The 26766-nt window shown below is 39.3% G+C and carries 32 protein-coding genes; 23 read left to right on the plus strand and 9 right to left on the minus strand.

Features of this window, described 5'->3' with window-relative positions; all coding sequences use genetic code 11:
- The 6 genes from BT147_RS13885 to BT147_RS13905 all read right to left on the minus strand — a co-directional run.
- The coding region (locus BT147_RS13885; protein ID WP_143188018.1) for a hypothetical protein at positions 1-281 on the minus strand (281 nt) is incomplete at its 3' end.
- Between the two features lie 64 nt (positions 282-345).
- Positions 346-654, minus strand: coding sequence for a hypothetical protein (locus BT147_RS13890; protein ID WP_072336617.1), 309 nt, complete (start codon positions 652-654; stop codon positions 346-348).
- Positions 651-791, minus strand: a complete 141-nt coding sequence (locus tag BT147_RS15660; protein WP_177239847.1) for a hypothetical protein — start codon at positions 789-791, stop codon at positions 651-653. Before BT147_RS15660 ends, BT147_RS13890 begins: the two co-directional genes overlap by 4 nt.
- A gap of 27 nt (positions 792-818) precedes the next feature.
- Positions 819-1148: a single-stranded DNA-binding protein gene (locus tag BT147_RS13895; protein ID WP_072336620.1), complete on the minus strand. Its 330-nt coding sequence runs from the start codon at positions 1146-1148 to the stop codon at positions 819-821.
- A 242-nt stretch (positions 1149-1390) separates the two neighbouring features.
- Complete coding sequence (locus tag BT147_RS13900) at positions 1391-1576, minus strand: hypothetical protein (protein WP_072336622.1); 186 nt, start codon at positions 1574-1576, stop codon at positions 1391-1393.
- A 19-nt stretch (positions 1577-1595) separates the two neighbouring features.
- Positions 1596-1865, minus strand: coding sequence for a helix-turn-helix domain-containing protein (locus tag BT147_RS13905; protein WP_083426582.1), 270 nt, complete (start codon positions 1863-1865; stop codon positions 1596-1598).
- Between the two features lie 143 nt (positions 1866-2008).
- On the opposite strand from BT147_RS13905, the gene BT147_RS13910 reads away from it, so the two are divergent.
- From BT147_RS13910 to BT147_RS13940, 7 genes are all read left to right on the plus strand, one after another.
- Entirely contained in the window at positions 2009-2398 is a 390-nt protein-coding gene (locus BT147_RS13910; RefSeq protein ID WP_143188019.1) for a helix-turn-helix domain-containing protein, read from the plus strand.
- 332 nt (positions 2399-2730) lie between these two features.
- Positions 2731-3954: a helix-turn-helix transcriptional regulator gene (locus BT147_RS13915; protein WP_072336628.1), complete on the plus strand. Its 1224-nt coding sequence runs from the start codon at positions 2731-2733 to the stop codon at positions 3952-3954.
- A 303-nt stretch (positions 3955-4257) separates the two neighbouring features.
- On the plus strand, positions 4258-5814 hold the full coding sequence (locus BT147_RS13920; RefSeq protein ID WP_072336631.1) for a phage tail protein: 1557 nt from the start codon (positions 4258-4260) through the stop codon (positions 5812-5814).
- Entirely contained in the window at positions 5807-6262 is a 456-nt protein-coding gene (locus tag BT147_RS13925; protein WP_072336634.1) for a hypothetical protein, read from the plus strand. Before BT147_RS13920 ends, BT147_RS13925 begins: the two co-directional genes overlap by 8 nt.
- Before the next feature lie 1322 nt (positions 6263-7584).
- A complete protein-coding gene (locus tag BT147_RS13930; protein ID WP_072336637.1) occupies positions 7585-8322 on the plus strand; it encodes a hypothetical protein in 738 nt (245 codons plus the stop codon).
- Positions 8323-8494: 172 nt separating this feature from the next.
- Positions 8495-9610, plus strand: coding sequence for a cyclic dehypoxanthinyl futalosine synthase (gene mqnC / locus BT147_RS13935; RefSeq protein ID WP_072336640.1), 1116 nt, complete (start codon positions 8495-8497; stop codon positions 9608-9610).
- 152 nt (positions 9611-9762) lie between these two features.
- Positions 9763-10380: a hypothetical protein gene (locus BT147_RS13940; RefSeq protein WP_072336643.1), complete on the plus strand. Its 618-nt coding sequence runs from the start codon at positions 9763-9765 to the stop codon at positions 10378-10380.
- A gap of 285 nt (positions 10381-10665) precedes the next feature.
- Here BT147_RS13940 and BT147_RS13945 read toward each other — a convergent pair whose 3' ends face one another.
- The 3 genes from BT147_RS13945 to BT147_RS13955 form a co-directional block, all read right to left on the minus strand.
- Positions 10666-11823 carry a site-specific integrase gene (locus BT147_RS13945; protein ID WP_072336647.1) on the minus strand — a complete coding sequence of 386 codons (1158 nt, stop codon included), beginning with the start codon at positions 11821-11823 and terminating at the stop codon, positions 10666-10668.
- Between the two features lie 117 nt (positions 11824-11940).
- Positions 11941-12357, minus strand: coding sequence for a hypothetical protein (locus BT147_RS13950; protein ID WP_072336649.1), 417 nt, complete (start codon positions 12355-12357; stop codon positions 11941-11943).
- A 21-nt stretch (positions 12358-12378) separates the two neighbouring features.
- Positions 12379-12756 (minus strand): helix-turn-helix domain-containing protein, encoded by a 378-nt coding sequence (locus BT147_RS13955; RefSeq protein ID WP_072336652.1) that lies wholly within the window; start codon positions 12754-12756, stop codon positions 12379-12381.
- Between the two features lie 231 nt (positions 12757-12987).
- On the opposite strand from BT147_RS13955, the gene BT147_RS13960 reads away from it, so the two are divergent.
- From BT147_RS13960 to cas2, 16 genes are all read left to right on the plus strand, one after another.
- Positions 12988-13170, plus strand: a complete 183-nt coding sequence (locus BT147_RS13960) for a helix-turn-helix domain-containing protein (RefSeq protein ID WP_072336655.1) — start codon at positions 12988-12990, stop codon at positions 13168-13170.
- A gap of 16 nt (positions 13171-13186) precedes the next feature.
- Complete coding sequence (locus BT147_RS13965; RefSeq protein WP_072336657.1) at positions 13187-13405, plus strand: helix-turn-helix domain-containing protein; 219 nt, start codon at positions 13187-13189, stop codon at positions 13403-13405.
- 215 nt (positions 13406-13620) lie between these two features.
- The gene (locus BT147_RS13970; RefSeq protein WP_072336660.1) at positions 13621-14373 is read left to right on the plus strand and encodes an ATP-binding protein; all 753 of its coding nucleotides are present in this window, start codon (positions 13621-13623) and stop codon (positions 14371-14373) included.
- A complete protein-coding gene (locus tag BT147_RS13975; RefSeq protein WP_072336663.1) occupies positions 14348-14575 on the plus strand; it encodes a hypothetical protein in 228 nt (75 codons plus the stop codon). The genes BT147_RS13970 and BT147_RS13975 overlap by 26 nt, the downstream gene beginning before the upstream one ends.
- 210 nt (positions 14576-14785) lie before the next feature.
- Positions 14786-15706 carry a phage replication protein O gene (locus tag BT147_RS13980; protein WP_072336666.1) on the plus strand — a complete coding sequence of 307 codons (921 nt, stop codon included), beginning with the start codon at positions 14786-14788 and terminating at the stop codon, positions 15704-15706.
- On the plus strand, positions 15666-16970 hold the full coding sequence (locus BT147_RS13985; protein WP_072336669.1) for a replicative DNA helicase: 1305 nt from the start codon (positions 15666-15668) through the stop codon (positions 16968-16970). The genes BT147_RS13980 and BT147_RS13985 overlap by 41 nt, the downstream gene beginning before the upstream one ends.
- A 3-nt stretch (positions 16971-16973) precedes the next feature.
- Positions 16974-17141 carry a hypothetical protein gene (locus BT147_RS15665; protein ID WP_177239849.1) on the plus strand — a complete coding sequence of 56 codons (168 nt, stop codon included), beginning with the start codon at positions 16974-16976 and terminating at the stop codon, positions 17139-17141.
- 13 nt (positions 17142-17154) lie between these two features.
- On the plus strand, positions 17155-17532 hold the full coding sequence (locus BT147_RS13990; RefSeq protein WP_072336672.1) for a RusA family crossover junction endodeoxyribonuclease: 378 nt from the start codon (positions 17155-17157) through the stop codon (positions 17530-17532).
- A 31-nt stretch (positions 17533-17563) separates the two neighbouring features.
- Positions 17564-17953: an ArpU family phage packaging/lysis transcriptional regulator gene (locus BT147_RS13995; protein WP_072336676.1), complete on the plus strand. Its 390-nt coding sequence runs from the start codon at positions 17564-17566 to the stop codon at positions 17951-17953.
- 857 nt (positions 17954-18810) lie between these two features.
- Positions 18811-20499, plus strand: a complete 1689-nt coding sequence (locus BT147_RS14000) for a hypothetical protein (protein ID WP_072336679.1) — start codon at positions 18811-18813, stop codon at positions 20497-20499.
- Positions 20499-21449: a type I-B CRISPR-associated protein Cas7/Cst2/DevR gene (cas7i, locus tag BT147_RS14005; RefSeq protein WP_072336682.1), complete on the plus strand. Its 951-nt coding sequence runs from the start codon at positions 20499-20501 to the stop codon at positions 21447-21449. The genes BT147_RS14000 and cas7i overlap by 1 nt, the downstream gene beginning before the upstream one ends.
- Entirely contained in the window at positions 21416-22126 is a 711-nt protein-coding gene (gene cas5 / locus BT147_RS14010; RefSeq protein ID WP_143188020.1) for a CRISPR-associated protein Cas5, read from the plus strand. The genes cas7i and cas5 overlap by 34 nt, the downstream gene beginning before the upstream one ends.
- Positions 22119-24668 carry a CRISPR-associated helicase/endonuclease Cas3 gene (locus BT147_RS14015; protein ID WP_072336687.1) on the plus strand — a complete coding sequence of 850 codons (2550 nt, stop codon included), beginning with the start codon at positions 22119-22121 and terminating at the stop codon, positions 24666-24668. The genes cas5 and BT147_RS14015 overlap by 8 nt, the downstream gene beginning before the upstream one ends.
- A 14-nt stretch (positions 24669-24682) precedes the next feature.
- Positions 24683-25186, plus strand: coding sequence for a CRISPR-associated protein Cas4 (locus BT147_RS14020; protein ID WP_072336690.1), 504 nt, complete (start codon positions 24683-24685; stop codon positions 25184-25186).
- Positions 25187-25200: 14 nt separating this feature from the next.
- On the plus strand, positions 25201-26205 hold the full coding sequence (gene cas1b, locus BT147_RS14025) for a type I-B CRISPR-associated endonuclease Cas1b (RefSeq protein WP_072336693.1): 1005 nt from the start codon (positions 25201-25203) through the stop codon (positions 26203-26205).
- A gap of 83 nt (positions 26206-26288) precedes the next feature.
- Entirely contained in the window at positions 26289-26561 is a 273-nt protein-coding gene (gene cas2, locus BT147_RS16020; RefSeq protein ID WP_072336696.1) for a CRISPR-associated endonuclease Cas2, read from the plus strand.
- Positions 26562-26766: the final 205 nt, after the last annotated feature.

Below are 26766 nucleotides of genomic sequence, written 5' to 3' on the forward strand. Positions count from 1 at the left end.
AGCATCGTTTCTCGGAGCATCTTAGAGACCTTCATCCCATCTCGATGACTTCTCCAATAATCTCGAAAGAAGCGATCTGTTTTCAAAATGGTATCCCGTGTCTTGGAGAAGCAAAGACCAACGGCTAAACATCCATTTGCGACGTAGAAAGGAATCCCAGACTTAACCGCAAAGCCAGCCATGAGGGGAAGCCACCACATGAGGTTTCCATATAAGAACGAGCTTACTTGCTGAAAGTGGTTATCTGTTTTAGAATAAAAGGGAATCTTTTTTCTTTTCATTTTGGATCAACTCCTAAATGAGGTGCCCCAGTTGGACTGCCATCCTGCTAGGGCATTTGTTGTGTTATGCAAAGCTTGAATCTTGTTCATTTTCTTCATACTCTTCAACCATCCTAGCTAAGGCTTCTTTTCTCTCCTGTTCTTCTTGCTCTCTTTGTTCCTCTTCTTCCAATCGCATTCTTTCTTCCGCCTCTAGGCGCAACGTTTCTTCAAGCTGTCGTTCTTTTTCGTGTTCTTTCTCTTGCTTCCGTTGCTCACGCTCGCGCTTCCTCTTCTTGGTGTGTTCGGTTTCCATGGTGATAAGGTCATAGGCAGGTTCGAACAGACATTTGATCCAATCGTCCTTTGGTTCATTTGTGGTAAACCAACTCATTTCTTATCACCTTTCTTCTTTCCGCTAGTAATCTTTGTTGCGATGATTTTGGAATTATGTCCTGTTGCAATGTTGATTTGATTACCAGTGCCCTTCTTTGCCGCCTCTTTCAATGCTTCCCCTAACTTATCCCACATCATAAATTCCTCCTGCTCACTCACTGTTTAAGCACCTTTGGATTTTGGTTTACTCAAGAAACTGATCGACTCTGCGATAATATCGAGACTAAACTTCTTCTCTCCATTGGAATCCGCAAACGATCCAGCACTCACACGACCCTCAATCGAAATTAACGAACCCTTCAAAAGATTGCGACATTTATCTGCCTCACGACCCCATACCATCACTGGGATAAAATCAGTGGTCATTTGCTTGGTCTTCTTATCGAAATAGCCTTCCACTGCTAGACGTAAGAACATGTATGACTTTCCATTGCTTGTTTTGTTTACTTTTGGATCTACTGCCACACGACCGACTAAGCTTACTTTGTTCATTTTGAATTCCTCCTAGTTTTGAGTGGGTACTACTTTTTCAATCATAAAGGCGAGTTCGCTTTGTAATTCGTCATCTGTCAAGTAGTGAGAGAGCCTTGTGATGTGGTTGTCTAACATTTCGCAAACTTCATCTCGTGAATGATCGTGATAGCATCTGACACAACGTTTTAGCATCTCAGTAACTTCAACTCTCAAGCCCTTTCTTAGACATCTGAGACAATACAATGTGTGATGGTGTTTCATCATAAAGCATTACTCATAAGGACTTGGGCTTGCTGTTTCAATTCTTTCAGGAATTGTCGTTCTTCTTTCATCTGTGCGGCTTTGCCATCTTCCCACATGCCTTGTAGAAATCCCTGAGAGTGGGTCTCGATCTGGAATTGGAGAACTTCTAAGCGGTAGTCGATTTTGGATAGAATCGGATTCATGAAGTTCACTCCTTATGGTTTATTGGGCTTGCTGATCTAGCCATTGTTCAAGGTTCTTTCTTGGGATGAGTTTTCTGTGCCCGATATCGACAACGGGAAAGTCTGGGCGGTGTAGGAGTTCGTAGAGTTTGGTACGACTAATGCCAAGCATCTTTGCAGTTTGTTCTACGCTGTAGGTGAGGGATTCGGTTTGTGGTTTGTTTTCCATGCGTTGGGTTAGGTTGAGTACTTTTTCATTTAGGTCGGATACGGTTTGAAGTAGTTGGATCATAGTGTCTGATGTGTTCATTGTTTCATGCACCTCTTTTCCGTTTTGTTAATTACATTATATTATCTCCGTAATGGAAAGTAAATACCTGAATTTCCATTTTGGAAAAAATATTTTTTGTTTAGTTAAATTCATATATACTTATTAACATAGAGTGAATCGGGGTGGATAAATTGTTAGGAGAACGACTAAAAAAGGCAAGACTGAGAACAAAATTAATGCAGAAAGAAGCAGCTGAACAAATAGGAATAAGTAATGTAACACTGTCTCATTATGAAAAGGGAGATCGAAATCCTGATCCAGATACTTTAGCTAAATTAGCAAACCTGTACAAAGTTTCTGTTGATTGGCTTTTAGGTAGATCAGCAGATCAATTTAGCCAATTTCAATCAGAAGATGAATTGAGCATTCTTGATCTTGAAAGAGTGATTGAAATGATAGAGGAAGGAAATGCACATTTTGGTGGACGAGATTTAACAGAAGAAGATAGTAAGTTTCTTGCAAATATGATTCGCCTTGCAATAGAAAGAAAAGCCAAACAGGATAAGAGTTAAAATGTTTCTTCAGACTGTTGGCTGTAATATAGATTTCTGAATTCCATGATTTCATTAAAATCGAAATATCCTTTAGAGATAAGGTAGTTAATAATTACTTCTAAATCGTATGACTCAGCATTCTGTATTTCAGAAACATTCGAATCAAATAAATTATCCATTTTTGCACCTCGCACAGAAAAATATATTTTATAGAATATTTTAAATAAATAATCCCATGGATTAATTATGGCTCATAACCACAATAGTTTGAATAAACAACAGGGATTGAATGTTGATAGATTATAAGATTGATTACTCACACAAAACAGTTGGATTGAGGTGTCATTTGTATGAAGTATCATTACGGAATAACAATTCGTGAAGGTAGAGAAAAACTAAAGATGACGCAGTTACAATTAGCCGATCAATGGCCACAAGCAAGTGGGGGGATTGGTGTAAGTGTGAATTATGTATCAGACGTTGAGCGAGGAATAAAAACAATAAGTGATTTAAACACACTCCGTAGTTTATGTGATATTTTACACATTCCTCTTTGGAAAATGGGACTTTCCGATTATAACCCATTTAACCCTAATACTTTTAATGGAGCATATATGTACGACGAAACACTTAAAACAGCAGAAAGCTTAATAAAGCGAACATGGACACTTCGTCGTATTATGCCTTTGCCTTATGTTGAGGAATACGTCAATGACCTAAATCGCCTTTTTGACTATTTGAAGTCGAATACACCACCTCCTATAAGCTCAGATCAAGCGTTTCAAATACTATATGCCCAAGTATTGCGTCTCAATGGTGTACTGGATGTAGAAAATCAAAGATATGAAGAAGCCTTAGACAAGTTTCAAAAAATGAATGATATTGCCAAATCAATCGATCATCCAGCTACAATAGCCATCAGTTATCTAAATATGGGAACAGAGCTTGAGAGAATGGAAAGACATGATGAAGCAATCGAATGCTTGGAGTTAGCTAGAGACGAATCGTTTAGAGCTTCAAAACATGTTATGGTTTTAACAAATTCCTATCTTGCACGAGTGTATGCAAGTGCCAAACTAGAACAAAAATTTAAAAGGGCAATAGAAACCGCACTGCGTACCGCACGAAGTATTGAAAACTTTAAGTATGGCGATGGAACAGATTTTGTATTTCATTCTTTAAGTGGTGTGTTGGCAGAAAAGAGTTATGGACACCTAGATCTAGGAGAGCCAGAAGAAACTTTAGCCATGAAAGGAGATATAGAGAAACAAATCGCTTTGGAAGCTAATACATGGCTAGATGCATGGATTCCCTTGGACTGGGCAAGGGCTCATCTTATGTTAGGACAGATTGAAGAAAGTGTATATGAAGGGCGAGAGTTTTACAGAAAAGCTACTTTATTAAAATCGCCTCATGCTAAAAGTCGTGCTTATCGATTATTAAACACGATGGAAACATCAGGATATTCTGAGAATCCATCAGTAAAAGAATTTCGTTACATGCTAGATAATGAGAAAGATAAGACTGATCTAAGAGAAATAGACGAACGTTACAACGATCAAAAAATCGAATAGAGTGTTTGATTTCAGGAGGATCATATTCCTACATCACTTTTGGGCTTCGGTCTGGGGGTGGCCATTGTTTTAGAGGAGTGGAATTTATCAAGTCTCTGTGATACAGGGGCTTTTTCTCTATATATTAGAAGAAAACAGAGAAGGATTATCCCTCAAAAATATTGAAAAAACTCTAATTTTGTTATATAATATTATAATAGATAAATTTATATTTGGCATATAAACCGAAAATAGCATGAACAAACGAATGGGGTGGCATATCGCTACCCTTTTTCGTTGGATGGTGGAGGAGATAGGACATCTATGAGTAACAAAAACATGAAGAGAATATCGAGATCCTTACTTATTCTGATGATTGTGTTATTCACATTTGGGTTCGTAGGGCAAGGGGTTACATATGCAGTCGATTTCAACATCGATAATACTCCTATAAATGGAGGATTCAACCAAGATATTGCTCAAACATCAACCGCAACGGAAAAAGGTTGGCTAGAGTCTGCAGGAGATTGGGTTAGTGACAAGTGGGACGGTTTCACGGATTGGTGCGGTGAGCTGTGGGATGATGTAAATAATATCTTGGATGATCTAGGTGCTAAGATTCAGGATATCATGGACACTGCATGGAAGTGGGCATTAGCAATCGGATCTGCAGCTACATTAGCATGGGCATTATTGAAGAAACAGATTCCTGCACTACAAGTCGTTGAATGGGCATTCTCTTTTATCAAAGGTGTCTTACGAGGATTGGCTGACATCGTGATGGGGGTCTTTGACTTAGTAGTAGGGGCTTTGGGGCTCATTGGATATATTATCCTAAACCCGATTGAGTCAGGAAAGAAACTCGGGCATTGGATTACGCATCCGGGGGAAGTTTGGAACAACATATCGAATATGGTAGGTGGAGTCTGGAATGAGATAACTGAATCGTGGAATCGAATGGTTGTGAACGGTGATGGTAATTCTCGCTCAGAGTGGTTAGGATACGCGGCAACACAAATTGTCGGTATATTCGTTGGAACAAAAGGTTTAGAAAAAGCAGGAAAGGCAGGTTCTGTTGTTTCGAAGGCAGGCGGCATCTCTAGTAAGTTTCCTCTAGCAAGTAAAGCTTTTGATGCTATCGCTGACTCATTCAAAGGATTCGGTGACAAAGTAAAGTCATTCGGAGATAATCTATTCGGTAATGCCAAGAGAATACTTGCTACCACTACAGCAGGTGCGATGTTACTTACAGGGATTACGTTTGTGTGGCCGAAGATTGAACCGTACATAATGAAGTTCTCGGATTGTATAGCCATACAACAGCAGGATGCAGGGCATTATTTTGCTTCGATGCAGTTGGCAGGGAAGATTGATTGTCCGAGTGGGAAAAGTTCAAATACAGTAGTTGACGATCTTAGACCAGGTAGTCCTTCACACAAAGCACAACGGTGGGAAGAGTATAAAGATAGAGATGGTGAATGGTCTTATGATCGGTGGAGCAAAACCTATGATTTGAATATGGAGAAAGCTAGAAGTGCCAACCAAGCTATGGATGCATTTCATGAGAGGTTAGGATGGGGAGATAGAGAGGTTACTATTGATGCTAATGGACAAGCTAGACGTTTGGATATTGCTGATAAGAGCTTAAAGAAGGGGATTGAGCATAAAACAAGAACGATAGAGGAGGGCAGGGGTTACTTTTCCCTATCAGACCATATAGAATCAGAAGTAGTGAGAGATGCCTACTTAGTTAAAGAGCAGAATTGGCACATTACTTGGGTATTTGAAAATGCTGATGCAAGTAAGCCTTTGCAAGAAGAACTTAGAAAATCGAACATAGATGTAAAGTTTATTGAGAAAGGCGGAACCATTGATGAGTAAATCAACAAATGACATTCAACATCAAAAAGATTTATATCAATACTGGCTTATGGAGATGGGGGATCGTTTAGATTCGTTCATTGCCAGTATGCCAAGACAACTAGAATTGGATTATAGCCCAGAATCGTTATTACGCTTGGAAAGTTGGATTCTAGAAAACTATCCAACTGTCAAGGATATACGTAAAGAGAGTGAGAAACTTACTTTGGATGCTCTTGGTAGATATGTAGGTGAGGTATACTTCAGAAACTTAAAGGTAAAATGGGCATTTTACTTAGACGATCCAGAATACGTTTACTATGGTTTGCCTTCAATCAAGCTTCCGCACGAAAAGGTTCCGACAATTTGCCCTCTAACAGAGGTAACAGCTTCTGTTGATCGTAAAAGAGGAGATTATATTTACGATCTTTTCCAGAAGACAATGAAGCGACTTAATGGAGAAGATTAAGAGGTAGTGAGAATGAATAAACTTGAACTAGAGCGATTGGGTTCTCTGATTCATCATAAGGATATGGAATATATCAGAAGATGAGGATTGCCGCTTGTCTCCTTACATCACTTTTGGACTTTGGTCTGGGGGTGATTTTTTTTATTTATAGAAGCCTTTTGTGTGATATACCGGTAAAAAGAATTCAAAACATAATCGGCAAACGGGTGCATTCTGATATGTACAGATCAAGGTACTTTTTCATGCTGTTTGAAAGGATTGTACATAGAAACATACTAATTAACATGGGTCTTGCATCTTAAAATCCTGCGGTAGGTGACTACCGTGTCGGTTCGAGCCCGACCCTCGGCACCAAAAAAAACGTAGTAATATCAAGGGCTTCAGAGAAAAGACTCCTATCTAGTAGGGGTTCTTTTTTTGTCTTTTGGAGTCAATTTTGGAGTCAAATGGTTAGGGTTTTGTTAGGGAAAAAATAAATCGCCAAAGCCCTTGGTACATAAGGGTTTCAGCGATTTATTTATAAGCTATTTTTACTCGTTTTGCTTGTCATTTTTCAAAGTGTCCATAGGAGTATGATTACGTACGATAACGTTCATCCTGTCCACTATAGAGAAAATCATCCCATTTTTCGTACGGCTTCTTTCTGCATATGTGGCATGACTTGCCGAAGGTCTTGAAAGCGAATGTGAGGGATCTTTATCTTTATCTTTTCATAAATTTCTGAATCTCTCGGGAGAATCCATCCAGGTCGAAGGAATAACTATTTGCGTTGGCGAACATTGGTAGAGTTGTTTGATTCTAATGGAAAAGTGTGTTCAAGTATGCTATATGATCGATAGGTTTGTAAGTTCTCTCTCTTTTAAACAATTTGATCTTAAAAAAACTAAAAGTATTATGAAAGTTCCTGTGATATACAGGGGCTTTTTTATTTACAGAAGCCTTTTGTGTGATATACTGTAAACAGAATTTAAAAACATAATCGGCAAACGGGTGCATTCTTATATGTACAGATTGAGATACTTTTTCATGCTGTTTGAAAGTATTGTACATAGAAACATATCAAAAAACATGGGTCTTGAAATCCTGCGGTGGGTGACTACCGTGTCGGTTCGAATCTGACTATTGGCACCAATATTTACAAGGACTTTAGAGTTTTTACTTAAAGGTCCTCACACAAAACAGCGAATTGCAAACAAAAATGCAAACGCTGTTTTTTTGAAAAATATAAATGATACGATTTAAGTATGGAGAAATGATAGTGATATATAAAAAATCCCCTACTAGGGGTTAGAATATTTAGCAACTAAAGGAGAGTACATAATATGCCTGCACATTCTATGGGTTTTGCGATCGAAAGTGAAGATCAGTTTATGGAGTACCTAGACCTTGTTGTTCGAACTGGTGAGCAAACGGATACTTCATTTGGTAGGAAGTTTTCACTCGTTTTTTCGAATGGAGAAGAGATCATTGCGCTTATGGATGAGGATCATGAAGTGTTCCATGTGAATTTTCATCACCGTAAAGGGATGGTTTCTCCTGTCGGGATCTATGAAGTAGATACCAATGAAGAAGGTGAATTAACAGGGCTTACATTTGGCTCGATGAGACCAGAAGAGGAGACAAACCCAGAGTCGGGTGTGTATCCATTTGTGTTTCAAACAGGGGATATGGAAGTGTTAGAGGCATTCCAACAATCTGAAACGCGTAACGTGGAACTCTCTGCATTTGCGCATCAGGTACGTTGTTTTGCTACAGAAGAGGAATTTGATCAAAAACAAGATCCAGAGGTTCCGTTATCAGCTGAATCCTTAGTTCCGCTCGGGATTTTTAACGATGAAGTGAATGATGTTCTTGCACCCACTATTTTATTAAATGGTGTGATAACAGATGCGCAACTCTTGAAAAATGAGCTATCCCAAGCAGAGTACTGGCAACTTACCGTGCAGACAGTGGGCGGTGCTTACGTTGTGTTTGCGGCATTAGATCGTGTGACTGAAGGAGAGCCAGTTGTTGGCGGGATTGCATCAGTGGAAGCATGGTTAACAGGGCGTTTTGTATAGGGATCGGTCACCTATAATCAGACGAAGTAAGCACATGAATTTGTGATAAACAAAATCTCATGTGCTTTTTGCCATCATGTGATAAAATGAACATGATGTTTGGACTGTGACTTGGCCGTAACCTTGATTGATAGAAATAACTTTGGATATATGGGATCTGGAGGTGAATGAGATGTCGAACATCGATGCGATATTGGAACGCGCATTACAAGGAGAGAGACTTACATTTGAAGACGGCGTCTCTTTATGGAATAGTGATGAAATAGAGAAAATCGGCCAGGCTGCGAATCAAATGATGTTAACAAAGCATCCGGAGCCGGTTACTACTTTTGTCATTGGACGTAATATTAACTATACCAATGTGTGTGATACGTATTGTCGTTTCTGTGCTTTTTATCGAGCGCCAGGTTCTACAGAAGGGTATGTATTAGACGATGATACAGTTTTCCAAAAAATTCAAGAGACCCTTGATGTAGGTGGTACAGAAATTCTCATGCAAGGCGGGACTAATCCTAATTTGCCATTTCACTACTATACGGACCTTTTACGAGAGATTAAGAAGCGATTTCCTGAGATCACGATGCACTCATTTTCTCCAGCTGAGATCAGAAAGATGCAAGAAGTTTCGGATGGACTTACGTTGGAAGAAGTGATTCGTGAGCTAAAAGAAGCGGGACTCGATTCCCTTCCGGGTGGGGGAGCTGAGATTCTGGATAATCGTATTCGTAAACAGATTTCCCGTCTAAAGGGAACATGGGAAGATTGGATGGAAGTGATGGATACCGCGCATCGTGTGGGCATGCATTCGACCGCTACGATGGTAATCGGTTTTGGAGAGACGATGGAAGAGCGCGTCATGCATTTACTCCGCATTCGCGAACAGCAGGATCGGACAGGCGGTTTCCTAGCTTTTATCGTGTGGACATTTCAACCAGACTTTACGAATTTGAAGCGTGAAAAGCTTTCCCCTGAAGAATACCTAAAAGCTGTAGCGATTGCGAGGCTTATGTTAGATAATATCGATAACTTCCAATCCTCTTGGGTAACCATGGGGCCAGATATCGGGAAGAAATCCCTTCATTTTGGTTGTAATGACTTCGGTAGTACGATGATTGAAGAAAATGTAGTCTCTGCAGCGGGCACAACCCATAAAGTAAACAACAACCTCGCCCTCAAACTCATCCGTGATGCGGGTAAAGTACCTGCCCAACGCAATACGAAGTACCAGACTTTGCGTGTCTTTGAGGAAGGCGAATTTACAGAGAATGATTTTGTTATGCAAAACTAATCAAACCATATAGATATGACCTTCTTTCTTATAGAGAGAGGGTTTTTTTGGTTGTATAATAAATATTTTTCTTTTCAATTATCTTAAAAGAGGTTACAATAGTGTTTGTGTCTTTTAAAAAATATTACATATAGAAGGAATGGAAGGATATTATGAAGAAGTTTCTAGCTATTATGCTTTCTCTTATTCTCTTGTCAGGGTGCTCGTTGTTCTCTGATTCTGTCAATGTGAATGAACTCGGAAAAGAGATGCAAAAAACGGTATCAAAATTTACTGAAAACGAACAGAAATATATCAAAGTAAACTCGCTTGGCACAGAATTGGGAAGTATTGTACTTTCGGTGCAAAAAACAGGTTTAAACCAAAATAACATCAAACAAATCAATGATAAGCAAGAAGAAATGAAAAAAATACTTACAGAGTATAAAACAGAAGTACAAAAGATAAATGAGGAATTCCCTACTATCCAAAAGAAAGTTGATAAAATAAAAAAGGAGAATCTAAAAAAGCTAGCGGATACTTTTTCAGCTAACTTTAAGTCTCTTATTGACGCTAAACAAAAAGTAATTGAGGTTACGGAAAAATCCCTCGCAAATCAGGAATCAATTTTAAAGTCTTTTACGTCGAAGCAAGCGCCTTCGAGGCAACAGGGAGATGAAATGATAAAGTTGCAAGGGGAAATGCTGACTTTGCAAAATGAATTTCTGCAGAAGCAAACTGCATACAATAAATCTTTGCAAGAATTTATTGATGCAGTTGATAAAAAGTAATGTCTATATCATTAGTAAAGAGATAAATAAGGAAGAGAAAGCCGTAGTCCCTGATTTTAGAGGATTAGGGCTTTTCGGTATTGGGTTGTCATCCGTAATAAATAGAAAATCAACTCACAATAAATAGGTTAGAAACTTTTTAATTAAGGAAACAAGTTAATATAAAGTATAATACAATATATATTGTATGACTGTATCGAAACTTACCCGAAAGTCCTTTGTATATATAGAGTTCGAAAGGGTTTTTAAAATTTTTCAACTGAATTGACCACATTTTGACCACATTTATATTTTTTTTCTCACTTCGTCATATGAAGAGGATTTCTTACTAGATTGCATTGCTGTGTCAAAATTGTCCGCAAGACTCTTTTGCATATCAGGGAGAACGTGAGAATAAGTATCTAATGTCATGCCTATAGTTGTGTGCCCTAAACGCTCGGAGACTACTTTTGGGTTTTCTCCAATTTTCAGGAGAATTGTGGCGTGGCTATGTCTCAAATCATGAAATCTTATTTTTGGTAGGGATGCTTTTTGTAACATTTTCTTAAAATCATAATTTACGATGTATGGAGGTAACGGTTCTCCATTATTAGAAGAAATTACAAGATCATGATCTTGATAGGCTGAACCAAGCTGTAATTTTTGTTGATTTTGTTGTAATTTGTGCTTTTTCAAACAGTGTAGAGCGAATTCAGGTAATGGAATCGTTCTCTTCGAACCTTTTGTTTTGGGGTCTTGGAACACTAATTTATTATTTACTAAGCTTAGTGTCTGATTAACATTAACCCTACCATTTTTGAGATCGCAGTCATCCCATCTAAGTCCCAGTATTTCTCCTTTTCTCATCCCTGTATATGTTGCAAGCACATATATGATGTACAATTCTCTGTCTTTAGTGAAAGAAAGGAACTGGTTTACTGTTTCCATATCCCAAACGTGAATTGACCTACTTGGAATACGGGGTGGCTTTAACACAGAAGATATATTCTTAGGAATCATATCCCATTCAAACGCTCGTTTAAGTGCTTTACTTAAGATAGCGTGAACGACTCTAATATAGCTGGCTTTATACCCTTGATTAAGCATTTTAGTGTAGAATTCTTGAACTATCAACGGTGTCATGTGTTGGAGTTGTAGTGATCCTAAATTTGGAATAATATTTTGATTAGTGGTACCCAGCTGATTTTGAAAGGTGGATGGTCGTACTTCGTGTTTCACATGATTTTCCATGTACTCCGTAATAAATTCCCCTAAAGTTATCTTAGAAGGTTCCTTGTAGCCCCCATTTTCGATCTGGGCAATGAGCTCAGCACAAGCCTTCTGGGCTTCTTTCTTTGTTTTAAAGCCACTAACTGATTTTTGTTTTCTTTTTCCTTGAGGATCCTTTCCTAGATCAATAGTAAATGACCATTTTACACCCCGTTTGCGAAAGTATCCTTTCATGTTATGTGTCCCCCTTAATGCCAAAATAAATGTTGTCTCCCTTGCTGTGACACACTATATAAAGTTTGGATAAAAGTAAAGCCAATGATTGAATTATCATTGGCTTAATTTTTGAAGCTATTTCAGAAACAATGTAGTAGCTGTTCCTAGTCCTATATAGATGAAAAGGAGCATAAAAAAAACGGCCCCTAAAAAGATAAACCGTGCTCGTTTCTTATTTTCAAATATAATCGATCTACGCATTATGGTTGTGGCAATCAGGCATATCATAGTATCGAATGCTTGGATAAGGGTGGTAATATTTTTTGCGTTGTATTGACCGACCGGTTGCCCTTGGATGGGTGCAATGCAACTGACAACGGCTTCGTTAATACTAGGGCTATGTTTAACGCGAGTAACAAGCCAGCATGAAAAGAGTAATGTAAATAACAAGGTGGATAGAGAGAAGGCAAATCCTGTTGAAAGTTCTTTCAAAATGAGTGTTATTTCTCGTCCGAAATAGTTAGTAGATAAATTCACTAACGTTTGCAGCATGGATAAACCTCCCCTTTTTTATCAATCAACGTCTGAAAGACCTTGTATATAGAGTTCGATCATTTGCTTCCGGAGTTCTTTTTTCTTGTCCTCTGTGAAGCGACGATTTGATTCTATCTGCTTCAGGATTTCTTGTAAATAGGGATCATTTTCCAGTTTTTCTTCCATCGTTTGTTCTCGTCTGGGGCTCGGATCGTCTGTGATACCGAAAAGATAATCGGATGTAGTGTTGAAAAGTTTGACTAAATTGACCAAGATATCACGCTCTCTAGGCGTTCTTCCGCTGGATTCATAACCTGTAACGGTCTTTCGATCAACGTGTAGGGCTTCAGCTACTTCTTTTTGTGTCCATCCACGTAATTCTCGTAGTTTTCTAAGTCTCTCCGAAAAAATCTCCATTATTGCCACCTACTTTATTCAGTGTAGTTCAATCATAGTTGATTCATTATGAAACATATTATAACAAAATGCTTCAATATGAAACACATGGATAGACTTTGGTTTGAATTTCCAATAAGCAATGATTGACGATTAGCTGGATAAAGGATAGAATTTCTTTAGCTTCAAAAATACCCTCAGGCTTCAAAATGTAGCTTTAAGGAGCTAGAATGATGGAGAGGAGGAAATGCAGTGACTGAGGAATATCCAGCAGTTCTAAGAGCAGAGCATGTGGCAACCATTCTAGGCATTTCAGTACGCAGAGCTTATGAAGTAATGGAGTATAAGAGCTTTCCACTTATTCGAATAGGAAGATTGAAAAGAGTTGGACGGGATGCTTTTTTTAGTTGGTTCGAGCATGGAGCGCAGGATTAAACAATGAGGTGAAGACATGGATGTATTTTCTGAACGCATGAAACAACTGAGGATCGAAAACGGATTGACTCAACAAGAAGTAGCCGATGTCCTCGATATTGATCGAAAGACCGTTACAGGTTACGAGTCAAGTGGAAGGATGCCTCAAAAACCACAGGTTCTAATCGACATAGCAAATCTCTTTGATACGACTATCGATTATCTTTATGGAGCTACAGATAAAGTAAAGAAATGACTTGCTTGTGTGTGAAACCAAGTATACCATGTGACTGCTTGGAGGTAATGATACATACCAAAGAGCAACGAGAACAAAGAAAGGAGTGGGGCGGTTGAAAGAGGGCATAAAAAAACTCGCTTCGGCAAAAGCGAGTTCAACACTTAAAAAACAAATGTATGACTAGGATACCAGAAAAACGATCTTTAGACAACTGAATACAGAGGAGACATATTGTGCTATTACCTACAGAGAAAACGCAGCCTAAACAGAAGTTGGAAGATTATTCAATTCTGCTCTATGGTCAGCCGAAAATTGGTAAATCTACTTTTTGTAGTAGGATGGACAACCCCCTATTCTTGGCAACGGAGCCTGGACTAGAGGCACTTTCCTGCTATGAGGTGAAAGTCCCTTATTGGCAAACGTTCGTCAAAGTGTGTGGAGAACTCAGCAAGGGCAACCATCCCTTTAAAACGATTGTGATCGATACGGTCGACAACCTCTGGAAATGTTGTGCCGAATTTATTAAGGAAAAACAGGGGATTCAGCACGAGAGCGATCTAGGATTCGGTAAAGGCTGGCAATTAATTAAAGATGAGTTCTTTAGGGTAATCAGAAAGCTTTCATTACTTCCTTATGGACTGGTGTTCACTAGTCACGTAGAGTCTTCTGAAGTCAAAACCAGAGTGTCCACGATCAATAAAGCAGTTCCGTCCATCCCTAGATCCGGTAGAGATATAGTGCTCGGAATGGTCGACATTATTCTATATGCGGAAAGTGTTAGGACGAATGAGGGATCTATAAGAGTGATTCGAACACAACCTGATGAAAGTTGGGAGGCTGGAGATCGAACGGAGCATGCGTTTGGACGTAAGCTACCTTCTACTCTTCCTCTTAGCTTCAAGAAGTTTGAACAAGCGTTTTACAACCAGTCTGAAGAAGAAATAGCAGGAGGTACAGACGATGTCGATGAACTTGCTGAGGGCTAGACTAGAGGCCTTAGAAGACGAGATTTATAGAACAGGCGATGCACTTGTTCAATTTCAGTATAGTGAGCAGGAATTACTGAGCCTTGTATACAGAAAGTTTACAGATATGAGATTCATGATTGATGAAGCCAAAAGAATGCTAGAAGGAGATCTGGATGAGATATCGACCACGGAAACATACACCGTACAGAAAGCGTTATGAGGATGATTGGAACAAGTCCCAATCCGAACACATGCTTAAAATTGGTAATAGGTACTATAGCCTAATTGGAAGCGATCAACGGTTATATGCGACAGATAGACACGGAAGCCTTTTAGGGGCTACTGATAGTGGAGTGTAGAGTTTTATATATATAGATAGTGGCAAGGTCGCCCTATCTATATATAACCTCATAATATGGCAGGTGAGAGTATGGATGGTTGGATTAAGTTGCATAGAAAACTATGCCAAAGCGACCTGTATAAACAGCTGAATAGCAAGCAAAGAGATGTATTTATTGCGATTCTTCTCATGGTAAACCATAAGGACAATCAATGGGAATTCAAGGGAGAAATATTTACTGTAAAGCCTGGACAAGTAGTTACATCCCTTGAAAAAATCAAGGAAAACTGTGGAAATGATGTGTCAATTCAAAGCATCAGAACGGCATTGTTGAAATTAGAAAAGTGGGGATTTCTAACAAACAAATCGACAAAGACAGGAAGGCTTATAACCCTAGTGAATTGGGAGGTTTACCAATCTTCATCAGAAGAAGATCAACAAAGCGATCAACAAACGTCTAACAATCCGCTAACACCTAACAAGAATGTAAAGAATGAAAAGAAAAAAGATAAAAAAGATTATAGTCGCAAACAGAACGTTTACGACGATGAATCCCCCTATATGAAAATGGCACAGTATCTGCAAAAGCAGATCCTCTCTTGGAAGCCCAATGCAAGAACCCCAGATGATCTCAACAAGTGGGCAGATGAGTTTCGAAAACTAGTAGAGCTAGACAAACGAACCAAGCAGGAAATACAAGAGGTGACCGACTTCGCCACAACGGATCATTTCTGGCAAGCCAATATTCTGTCAGCTAGTAAACTACGAGCGCAATTCGATCAGCTACAGGCTCACAAAGCTAGAAAGAGTCAACCAGCTGCAGTAGTTAGTCTGAAAGACGAGCGAGAGAAAAAACAAATCAAGAGCTTTGAATACCAGAAGGCAGTAGGACAATTTGTCTCAGCTGGATTTGATCCTGAAACGGACAGAGACCTACTAGAAAAATGGCTGAGTGGAGGAATGAATGTAAATGACTTACAAGGACACCGACTTTCGACAAGCGAATGCTGAGATGTCGATACTGGGTGCTATTTTGCTAGATAACAGGGTGATGGATGATCTGACAATACAGCTAGAGCCTCGCGACTTTACGATTCAGTCACACCAGACTCTCTACACTGTCATGAAGCATATGCACGAGAGTGATCGACCGATTGACCTAGTTACCCTTACAGATCGGCTAAATACATATGGGAAATTGGAGCAGTCGGGCGGAGTAGCATATATGACGGAGATAGCCTCCTTTACACCAACTGTACAAAATGCTGGTCACTACGCTGAAATTGTTCATCGACATGCTGTACAGAGAAGAATCATGGAACTAGGAGATCGGATTAAATCCATTGCAAGCGAGGGCGAATTTTCCGAAGAAGAGGATATGCTACAAGCCATTGAAAGACTATCTGATTCTATACGGCCAGAGGGAAATGGCGAACTCGTATCGATCACAGACGCACGTCAAGAATACTTTGATTACCTCGCTCGGAAAGACGACTTAATCCATACGGGCTTCCCTAAGTTTGATGAATGGATGGGCGGACTAGGGCGAGGCTGGCTATACATACTGGCCGCCAGACCATCGGTCGGGAAAACAGCAAAGATGTTGCAAATGATCCAAGGAATCGCCACACAGGGTAAAGGACAATGTCTCGTATGGTCACAGGAAATGAAACGCCCACAGCTCTTTAACCGTATGTTATCCAGCTTGACAGGGGTGAGTGCGAATCGGATTCGCCTTAAGAATCTATCGGAAGGTGATATGAAGCACTTACGAGAAGGCTATGATGCGCTAGAAATGCTCCCGATCTCCATAGCCGACGCAAAAAATGTGACCATTGATGAGATCCGAGCAGTAGCCAGACAGCAGAAACGAAAGCACGGACGGATTGGAGCCATTTTTGTGGATTACTTGGGGATCATGAACATCCCCACTAAGAAGGGTGAAACAAGGGCACAGGCGGTAGGAGAGGTAACCAAAGCGGCGAAACACCTAGCCATAGAGATCGATTGCCCAGTAATCTTGCTATGCCAGATGAGCAGAGAAGGGAAAAAGGCAATTAAACCATCACTTGAGCATCTTAGGGAGTCGGGTTCGATTGAGCAAGATGCCGATCTAGTGGAATTTCTCTGGGAAGATCCAGAGGATACCGATCCAGGTAGAGATCACATGGGAGCGAAAGTAATTCAATCGGTAATAGCTAAGGGACGGGACATTGGAGTAAATGAATTCCGCTATGCCTTTAAAGGCTGGATTCAACGGTTCGATGAGCTATAGATTATGATTGATTTAGAATTACAACAGCGATATGAAGAGCTAGAAACACGAATTCATCGAGGGGCGGATTATCTTGATAATCCGCTTCTCTCTGGTGAAGAACGAGCGGATGAGCTTTGTACGGAATATATACGAATACAAAAGAAGATGAAAGAACGGGGCATGTGGTGAGCGGAGGGGTGGCATGTTATGTTTCACGGTTAAGGGACGAGCTGTCCCTTACACAAGAATGACACATCGGGGGAAATATGTAAAAACGGATGCACAGAGATATCTAGCATATCAAGAGCTTGTCCAGCTACACGCAAGACAAGCCATGGCAAGAGAGAACTGGCAATGCATCCCGAAGAAAGTCCCGATTGAGTTCGGTTGCAAGGTATATCTCAAAGGCGGTCTAGATGGTGATTTATCTAACTATGTAAAAGGAATCGAGGACGCACTCAATCGGCTTGTATACGAGGATGATCGATATATAGTGCGATACATGAAAGGGACGGCAAAAGAGTTTGTTGGTCGTAAAGATGAGGAACGAGTAGAGGTCTGGGTTCAGATTGCTAGTTAGGGCTTACAGGGTTCTGGAGGTGCAGAGGTGAGTGAGAAAACCAAGTTATCGGAAAGAAGTGGAACGCAGACTTAGAAAGTATCCTATCCTGAAAGTGGCTGTGGAGGATCTAAAATACCAGTACCCTTCCTGCACCTCCAGTTATGGTGAACCCATGCACGGAGGTAAGAAAGAATACATATCAAGTACAGAGAAATATGCGGTGCAACGGGCGGAGAAAGAAATGGAGTTAAAGAGGATTGAGCAGGCTTTGAAAATATTAAATGAGGATGAGAGACAATTGGTTGAAGAGAGGTATTTCACTCGTATGAGGAGGAATGATGAGGTTGTTTGTGACAGGATTGGTTGGAGTAAGCGGAGTTATTATCGAGTGAAGAAAGAAGCGATAGAGAAGTTGGCATATGTACTAAATATTATTTAAGATTGCATTTATACGTTACAATATAAGGGCAAAAATTGAGCACCTACGAAATTGCCTCCGCATGTTAAACTTTCCTTCAACCATATTTCATATAAATGAAAAATTCATTATCTATTTTTACCAGTGAGTGAAAACATGCCATCATCAAAACAGGGATCCACATCAATGCTCCTATCCAAGTCTCCATCGATGTTTACTTGTATCCTTACAGGAATTGAAACTAATCAAAATCAGATTAACCCCTGCTGACCGCGCCAGTTTACTTGCGTCCTTACAGGAATTGAAATTCCAAAGTTCATCAGTTACGCTCTTTTCGGCTTCGTTTACTTGCATAGGAATTGAAAGTTGTAAGTGGAGTTGCTAGTGAGGTAGTTAGGTTTCTACTTGTAACTATAGGAATTTGCAGTTTGCTCTAGTTTGATGACAATATTCTTTGTTCACTTGAACTCTGGGACTGAAGCCATCCTTGAAATGATTTATAGACGGTTTCTCAATGAGTGATGTCAAACTATGTACAATATTAAATAGATACAGTAGAATCAAGGATATAAGTTTATCTTATTAGAGTGTTTATAATGCACTCAAATCATTTGGTATCTAACTTCTATCGAAATTGCATCCATTGGAATTGAAAGTCTATGCTTAACGTTTCCTAACTTGTATCCTTGCAGGAATTTATATTTTTAAATAATAAATATTTTTTATATTATATTGACAATTTTTTTAGTTTAGTCTACTCTACATAGTAAAAGTGCTTCTATCTTAATGTTTCTAAAAGTGAAGGGGGTGAAGATGATTCATTTAGAATTAATTTTTTACTCAGCACTTTACATTCCATATAGTGAGGAGGTGTTGCTTTGAATATGAAAGCAACCCTTATGCGATCGGGAGATGCGTGGCAGGATTTTGGCTTGGTTGGATTCTATCGCGATATAGATAAGAAGGTTGATCCTTTTTATCCCGATACCGAATATCGATCTTTAATCGATATTGAGATCAAAGAAGACCGAGTTGAGCTTACATGGGATTCGCAGCAGGAGGAAGTTGTAAAAAAACTTCTTTATGAATGCTTGCAGGAGCGGCTCAACCAAGCTTGGGTCATGCCGATGGAGATTCGTTTACTAAATGTAAATTGGTTTGATGCTTGTAAAAAGTCAGGGTGGGTTGATAAAGATCATCAATGGACGTTAACTGATGAGCAAGTTGCAACACTCAAGTCAGGGGAATTGTCTTTTGCACTGAAATATGCCAAGAAACAAGTAAAGCCCCAACCCATGAGAAGCTTTGCTGGAACCAATACAGACTGGAAGTTTACCGTGGACACTTTGCACGAAGTAATCGATCAATTTATTTTTCATTTTTCCGATCAGGAAAAGAAAAGAAAGACTTGTCCCCTCTGTGGAGAAAAGGGAGTCTCTGGCCATTTTAAAGATACAAAACAAAAATATAATTTGTTCTTTAACCAACATCATGCGGTGGCAGTTCGTAACGTTCAATCGACGGTTGCTTCCTCCTCAATGTGTACGGTTTGTCACATGTTGAATCTATACAGCTCGTTACTATTGGTGGAACGCCCCTACTTTGAAGAAAATGAAGTGCATATTCTGTTGCCAGAAACCAATGACCTTAGGACTTTGGAAAGCTTGATCCAAACCTTTAAGGAGAAGTTAGTGGATTATGCTCAACCGGCTTTGAAAAGCTATCAAACGAATATCAAGGATTTTTGGCATCGTACCATCTACAATAGCCTGATTCAAGTGTACTATCTGTTTCATACAGCAAACGAAGCAGAGGCGGCAGCCGATCCAGATCTTCCAATTGAAGATCAATTTGCATACTCATTACATCATTGGAATATTATCAAGCTGGATCGAGGACAAAACATACAGGCCCGGGAGGTTTATCGTATTCCGGTAGGTCATCAACAAATTGCTTTGGCTCAAAACATTCCTTTTGGAACCCAAGGTCGTGAAGGCAATGTAGTGGAGAATTTCTTCCGAAAATTGATCTGTCCAAACAAACGAGTGTTAGACCAACTGGCAAAAGGAGTTTTTACCAAAGACCTCAATCTACTCTCATATGCATTATATTCATACTATAATGAAATGAGTAAAAAGAAAGAAGAATACTACATAACAGATAGAGCTATCTTATTCTTTGTTGACTTTGTCGAGAGTAGGTTATCTGTTAAGGAGGAAGAGACAATGACGGAAAATATTATGAAAATCATTCGTTCTATTAGCTTTGCAATTGGTACAAATGTTAATGAAGACGTGGGCGTGTTAACGAGGTTAAATACTGCGATTTCTCCAGAGCAACTCGGACAAGCCTTACTTGAATTAACGTTCCGTATGGTGAAATCTACAGTGAAAGATGAGAAAAAAGTTCGTTTGATCAAAGCAGAGGATATGGAGCTATTATTAGAAGAATTATCAAATCCTAAGCATTTTCCAATTGTTCGTCAGCGTCTTCTTATTTTTATCAATCTATATGCTATCAACGCTATTAAGCATAAAAATCCAAAGAAAGAGGAGAGTGTTCAATAATGAAATCAGTTTCAATGACTTGGCTATCCAAAACGGACCTTGCCAACCTTAACTCAGGAGAATCCGTAGGAAATGTGACTGAACTGAAATTATATGCCAATCAACAGAAGCCATATGTGTCGGGCCAATCAATTCGAAGAGCCTTGTTTGATACCGTTGCTCGTAGCAATCCTGAGCGCTTTCTTTGTTCGCCCGAAACGCCATGTGGAGATGTAGCAAACTGTTGGAGTTGCGATCTTCGGGGGTTTCTTGCGACGGAAAAGGGATCTAGTGGTACGAGACGTTGGTCGCCAGTTAAAGTTTCTCCAGGATTGGGACAGGTCGAGAGTAATATTGTACAAGACTTACTAACCCGACATTCTGAAGTTGAGAAGAAAGAATCAGAGAAGAAAGATAGCCGCATCGCTCATGTACAAATGACTGAGAACATCTATCGTTGTAATGTCGTGCTTGATTTAGCAAACGTTGGTATTGTGAGAGAGCCAATTATCGAAGATAAGAAAAAAGCAAAAAAAGAGGAAAAGGAAGAAAAAGCCAAGCAATTGGTTAAAGGATATAAAACGACCATTGATATTCCACTTGAAGAAAAGGTGGCACGGACGCATGCCATTTTGGACGCCGTTTACCATTTGAACGGCTTTGCTAAACAAGCTCGCTCAGCTGCATCCCTTGCTCCTGAAATTATGTTACTAGCAATGCAAGATACCTATAATCAACGTGGCTTAGACGTGCTAGATCTCAACAATCAAAGGGAAATAAGTGTGAAGAAGCTTGCAACTGTTCTCAAGGAGCATCAATTACTTGGAAATAAGCTGGTAGTGGGATGGACACCTGAGATGGTGGCAAATGAAGAGGAGATTCTTCAATTGTTTGAGGAATATCGCGTTCCTGTCATGACTGTATTAGAGGGGATACTTTGGGCGAAAGAGCAGATTCGGGATCAAGTATGAAGATATTGGTGGCAGACCTAATAGTTCCCTCTTGGTGTTCGTTTCGCATTCCACATGCTGTAAATGTTCACTCGACATTTCCAGCACCTCCTCCGACAACATTGTATGGGTTGATCGCAAATGCACTCGGATTGTTTCCAGATGACTACTCTCTACAAGATCAACTCGAACTGAATGTAGGTATACTTGATTTTGGTGAAACGGTTGAAACCTTATCCCGGTGGCAGAAATGGAATGTATCAAAGGATCAATGGTATACACTCCTCATTAAACAGAAGATCATCCAACCTGCTTATCGCCTTTATATTCGGGGAGAGGATGAGCTTCTAAATGAAGTAGAGGCAGCATTAAATCAACCAGCTCGTATTTTGTACCTAGGTGAATCAGATGACATGATCGAGGTGTATGTAAAAGGGATTATAGAAGCAACACCTAGTCAATCATCCATAATTCACAATGTCCTTCCTTTATCGGCTCACTCTGCGATTAATACGGAGGGGAATTCCTATGTAGTAAGGTGGCCTGTTCGTTTCCTAGAAGAAGCTCGCTCAACAGCTGTTCAATATGAGATGGTCACGATTCAAAAGCACTTTAAATTACAGAACAAAATGAAATGTTACTATCTTCCTGAGATCCAGCAGTATATTCATCTAGAGGGTGTGTTGGAGAATGAGTAAAGCAAAACCTTATCTATCCCTTGCAACCCATTTGGAGGACTCAGAAAGCGTCTTCCATATTATTTGGGATCAGAATAAGATATTTTTTCGTTCGTTTTGCAAGAGGCATGCAATAAAAGTAGATTCCTTTCAGCATTTCTTACATCTGGCTGTCTACGCACATGATATCGGAAAAGCTCACTTGGATTGGCAGGATTATCTAGCAGAAAAGAAAGCCTATGCACTCTCCCATCCACTTGTGTCTTTTTGTATAGTATGGAAATTGTTCGAACATCAATTCAACGATAAAAAATTGCATGATCCCTTACGTCGAGCCTGTCTAACGAGTATTCTAGCGCATCACTCTATGTTACATAACGGTAGCTATCAAAAGATTGGTGATCAGGCATCCATTACCATTCCAGCAGATGTATGGAATGAATTTACCAAAAATGTGAGTCAAAGATTTCCTGATTTTTCTCCGCATGAACCAATTACGGAGGATATCCAGTGGAGTGGTTCTGAACTTAGAGAGAAAGTGAATAAAGTAAAGGATTTGTTGAAAAATTCTACCAAGAGGCATAAAAGGTACCTACCTGAAAAGTTGTTTCATACCGTCTTTTTATCTATTTTATGTGCATGCGATAACATCTCTAGCAAAGTAGCAGAATCTCTCTATCAAGCAAATAAAGATGCTGATCGGTCAACTCCAATCACCTTGGAGCAGGTAAGAGAGCATGCCAATCGTTGGATTCAAGAGCTAGACGTGAAGATGATTCAAAATCCGATGTTTTCTTATCCAAACGAGCTACAGACTGAGGTGTTACATGAAGTAGAACCCTATATGGTCGTTCGTGCAGGATGCGGAGAAGGTAAAACGGCTGTTGCCCTTCAATTTGCTAATCATTGGGTTCAGAAAGGGCAAGCGAGAAAGCTGATTGTGACATTGCCTACCAAATTTACAACGAATGCTATGTTTAATGGAATTGTAAATCCGAAAAGATATAACTACCCTCGTGACTATGTAGGAATTTCTCATTCAGAAGTTGATTCCATTTTAAGAGATACGCAGGAAAATCCTGAATATGAGGAAGAATCGTTCCATTCACTTATTAGGGATGAGAAATTTCGAAATCGGTTTTACCATCAACCAGTTACAATCTCTACCGTGGATCAGCTAGTCTATAGTTTCATTCATTCCACACGCTACTCGGATCGTGCTTTTGGCAATATTCTTCAATCCGTTGTAGTGTTCGATGAGATCCACAGTTATGATCAAGAAACACTCAGTGGAATCTATCAATGCATTCAATTATTGAAGCACTACCAGGTTCCACATTTAATTATGTCAGCTACGTTACCTGACTCCTTTATTGAGCGACTAAATCAAATCGATAAAACCCCTTACAAGGCAATTGATAGTCGATCTAAGTTAGCAAGAGCGACTCCTTATTTAATTGAAAAAATAAATGCTCCTCTCATTCGTAAGGGCACGGGATTGAGCGAAGAAGGACACCAAATTATTCAATCTCATGTAGGTACTCGAATGATGATTGTTTGTAATCAGATTGAAAGGGCTAAGCCATTAGCAAAAATGCTTATTAAGGAGCAGAACACAAATGTGATTTGTTACCATTCTGAGTTTTGTTTGTGTGATCGCCAAGATAAAGAGAAGTTAATTCAAATCTTGTTTACGAACATGAAGGATCGTACAGAGGAAGAAGTTGCTTTTCTTGAGGAAAAAGGCTATCAAAATATGAATGAATGCATTCTTATAACTACTCAGATTTGTGAGATGAGCTTAGATATTAGTGCAGATGTTCAATTATCCGAGATCGCTCCAATCGATTCCATCACTCAACGGGGAGGGAGAGAGCATCGGACAGGCTATATGTTCCTGCGGGGTGAATGTGGTTGCAAATACTGTGTTGAAAGAGACTACCTTCCCGATGATTTTGCATACAAGCAGTATCTTTTTCAATTGGAAGATGTAGAAACAGCAGGTTACCCATACGTGGATAAAGAAGAATTTCTTGATTCTGACAATGTATTGAATAGAAGTTGGGAGCTAATAGAGGGAGTGTATAGTTTTGAATGTATGCAAGAGTGGCTTAATCAACTATACCCAGAGTTTCCAAATCTATTTCATAGTCAATTATGGGAGTATTTCAAAGAAGATTTGATATTTGGTGGAACTCCTCGTGAGCGTTATGGGGATGATAATGATGATCGAAGTACAGGGTCATTTCAACTACGTAAGAAGAGTTTCCGTACAATCGATGTCATTCCTAAGCAATATGAGTCTGTTATAAGAGCAAAGGTGAATTTGCCTGATTGGAAACCCAGTCGATCGGATATCAAGAGGGTGTATGAAGAATTACGTAAATATACAGTATCAGTGAAAGAGCACCGTTTTGGACAGTGTAAGAAACAGGGACGAGTGAAGTACGTAAAGATTGGTGATATATCTATTTGTTATTTAGATGTTCCATATGATGGTGACCAGATGGGGTTTGATTTTATGGATCAAGAAACTCGGACAGTTAATAACCTGATAACATAGGGAGGAGAGATCATGTGAGAGAAGAAGACATTGGCGGGCAGCATTTCTATTACCTAGAAAGCTGTTTCAGACAGTTATGGCTGTATGCAAAGGGAATCCGCTTTGAAGAAGGGTTTGAAGATGTGGAATTAGGTAGGCTTTACCATGAGGAAAGTTATGAACGAAATAGAAAGGAGATCAGAGTGGATGGTATAGTCATAGATTTTATCAAGAAAGATGGCTATATTCATGAGACGAAATCATCAAAGGTTGTAAAAAAAGAACACGAGACACAACCACTGTACTATGCTTACGTACTTAAATACCGAAAGCAATTTAATAATATTAAAGGTGCGAAAATTCACTATCCTGCCATCAAAGAGATTATAACCTTGGATTTGACTGAGGATAGAGTGGAAGAAATTGAAAAAAAGATACAAGCTATTCTAGAGAATGTGCAACGAGCGGACATTCCTCCAGTACATTCAAATAAAAAACTTTGTAAGAAATGTGCATACTTTGAGTTTTGTTATGTTTAAGTAAGGAGAGAACCATGAAAGAGCCATTCTATATCACCAGAAGTGGTTTATTGAGAAGACAACATGATACCGTACGTTTTGATCATGATCAGGGCCATGTATACTTACCAATTGAACAAATGGATGCTTTATACATTTTCGAACCAATGGATCTCAATACAGCGTTACTCGATTTTTTCTCAAAACATAAAATCCCTGTTCATTTTTTTGGTTATCAAGGAAAATACATAGGAAGCTTTACTCCAAGAGATGCACAATTATCGGGCTTCCTCCTTGTAAAGCAAGCGCTTGCTGTGGAAGATTTATCTGTTCGAATCCCCTTAGCTAAAGAAATCATGAGGGGGGCACAAGCTAATATTCTTAAAAACGTTAGAAGATTACGTCGAGAAAATAAACTTGAACTTCTTGATCCACTAGTTGAAAATCTAGTTCAAGATATGAAAAATACAGAGAAAAGCACGAGTATACCCCAATTGATGGGATATGAAGGAAACGTTCGAAAGAAATATTATCAGATCATGGATCAAATCATGGTGGTGAAAAACAAGCAATTTGTGATGGATGGAAGGGTCTACCATCCTCCAAATAATAAAATGAATTCACTGATTTCCTTTGTGAACTCATTAGTCTATACAACGACCATTAATCAAATCTATCGAACTTCACTAAATCCGACATTGAGCTTTTTGCATCAACCAGGTGAAAGACGATATTCTCTAGCTCTCGATATTAGTGAAGTGTTCAAACCGGTTGTTGCAGATAAGGTTATTTTTCGGCTGATTGGCCTGGGTATGCTTAACGATTCTTGCTTTGATGAAGCGATGGGGTTATGTTACTTGAATAAGAAGGGCCGAGACTTAGTTGTATCAGAGTATAACCAGAGGTTAAAGACTACGATTCATCATCGTGAACTAGATCAAAAGTCTAGTTATGAGCGATTAATCCGGCTAGAGTGCTATAAGTTGGTACGTCATATTCTTGGGGAGAAAATATATTCTAGCTTTAAAATGTGGTGGTAACAGACCTATAGTATATGAAGTTTGTAAGCATTCGGTACAGTGCTGTAGCCGAATCCCACAGTGTTTTGTAGGAGTGGAAGTCTATGTATGTTTTAGGTGTGTACGACATTAATGTAAAAAGGGTATCAAAAGTGAAAAAGATTTTTTCGAGATATCTTTTTAGAGTTCAAAATTCTACGTTTGAGGGCGATTTGACAAAAGCCCAATTAAAATCTTTGCAGCTCCATCTGAAAAAGATAATTGTCCCTAATGAAGATCAGGTTATTTTCTTTACAGTGAGATCAGAAGAATTAGTGGAGAAGATTTGCATGGGGGAACGAGAGTCATCCCCTCCTTCTCCGACGAATATCATTTAAATCTGTGAACCTACCCGGATTTTAACACGATCGTGGGTTCACAGACTTTCTTTCATGATTAAATTGTTCAAACCCTTAATATGACCGATGTTCATAAACGGGTTCAATTGCATCCTTATAGGAATTGAAATGATTTTTTCTTCAAATCATAAGCACTCAATGAGTAGTTAGTTCAATTGCATCCTTATAGGAATTGAAATCAAAT

This window comes from Thermoactinomyces sp. DSM 45891, assembly GCF_900119485.1.
Classification (GTDB): Bacteria; Bacillota; Bacilli; order Thermoactinomycetales; family Thermoactinomycetaceae; genus Baia.

Coding starts and splice junctions, on each gene's coding strand:
- mqnC (WP_072336640.1), top strand. CDS start 8,495: ATGTCGAACATCGATGCGATATTGGAACGCGCATTACAAGGAGAGAGA.
- cas1b (WP_072336693.1), top strand. CDS start 25,201: ATGAAAGAGCCATTCTATATCACCAGAAGTGGTTTATTGAGAAGACAA.
- BT147_RS13990 (WP_072336672.1), top strand. CDS start 17,155: ATGTTATGTTTCACGGTTAAGGGACGAGCTGTCCCTTACACAAGAATG.
- BT147_RS13915 (WP_072336628.1), top strand. CDS start 2,731: ATGAAGTATCATTACGGAATAACAATTCGTGAAGGTAGAGAAAAACTA.
- BT147_RS13985 (WP_072336669.1), top strand. CDS start 15,666: ATGACTTACAAGGACACCGACTTTCGACAAGCGAATGCTGAGATGTCG.
- BT147_RS13980 (WP_072336666.1), top strand. CDS start 14,786: ATGGATGGTTGGATTAAGTTGCATAGAAAACTATGCCAAAGCGACCTG.
- cas7i (WP_072336682.1), top strand. CDS start 20,499: ATGAAATCAGTTTCAATGACTTGGCTATCCAAAACGGACCTTGCCAAC.
- BT147_RS13945 (WP_072336647.1), bottom strand. CDS start 11,823: ATGAAAGGATACTTTCGCAAACGGGGTGTAAAATGGTCATTTACTATT.
- BT147_RS13890 (WP_072336617.1), bottom strand. CDS start 654: ATGAGTTGGTTTACCACAAATGAACCAAAGGACGATTGGATCAAATGT.
- BT147_RS13905 (WP_083426582.1), bottom strand. CDS start 1,865: ATGAACACATCAGACACTATGATCCAACTACTTCAAACCGTATCCGAC.
- BT147_RS14015 (WP_072336687.1), top strand. CDS start 22,119: ATGAGTAAAGCAAAACCTTATCTATCCCTTGCAACCCATTTGGAGGAC.
- BT147_RS13965 (WP_072336657.1), top strand. CDS start 13,187: ATGGATGTATTTTCTGAACGCATGAAACAACTGAGGATCGAAAACGGA.
- BT147_RS13920 (WP_072336631.1), top strand. CDS start 4,258: ATGAGTAACAAAAACATGAAGAGAATATCGAGATCCTTACTTATTCTG.
- BT147_RS13950 (WP_072336649.1), bottom strand. CDS start 12,357: ATGCTGCAAACGTTAGTGAATTTATCTACTAACTATTTCGGACGAGAA.
- BT147_RS13930 (WP_072336637.1), top strand. CDS start 7,585: ATGCCTGCACATTCTATGGGTTTTGCGATCGAAAGTGAAGATCAGTTT.
- BT147_RS15660 (WP_177239847.1), bottom strand. CDS start 791: ATGTGGGATAAGTTAGGGGAAGCATTGAAAGAGGCGGCAAAGAAGGGC.
- BT147_RS13900 (WP_072336622.1), bottom strand. CDS start 1,576: ATGAATCCGATTCTATCCAAAATCGACTACCGCTTAGAAGTTCTCCAA.
- BT147_RS13955 (WP_072336652.1), bottom strand. CDS start 12,756: ATGGAGATTTTTTCGGAGAGACTTAGAAAACTACGAGAATTACGTGGA.
- BT147_RS13940 (WP_072336643.1), top strand. CDS start 9,763: ATGAAGAAGTTTCTAGCTATTATGCTTTCTCTTATTCTCTTGTCAGGG.
- BT147_RS13925 (WP_072336634.1), top strand. CDS start 5,807: ATGAGTAAATCAACAAATGACATTCAACATCAAAAAGATTTATATCAA.
- BT147_RS13895 (WP_072336620.1), bottom strand. CDS start 1,148: ATGAACAAAGTAAGCTTAGTCGGTCGTGTGGCAGTAGATCCAAAAGTA.
- BT147_RS13975 (WP_072336663.1), top strand. CDS start 14,348: ATGTCGATGAACTTGCTGAGGGCTAGACTAGAGGCCTTAGAAGACGAG.
- BT147_RS15665 (WP_177239849.1), top strand. CDS start 16,974: ATGATTGATTTAGAATTACAACAGCGATATGAAGAGCTAGAAACACGA.
- cas2 (WP_072336696.1), top strand. CDS start 26,289: ATGTATGTTTTAGGTGTGTACGACATTAATGTAAAAAGGGTATCAAAA.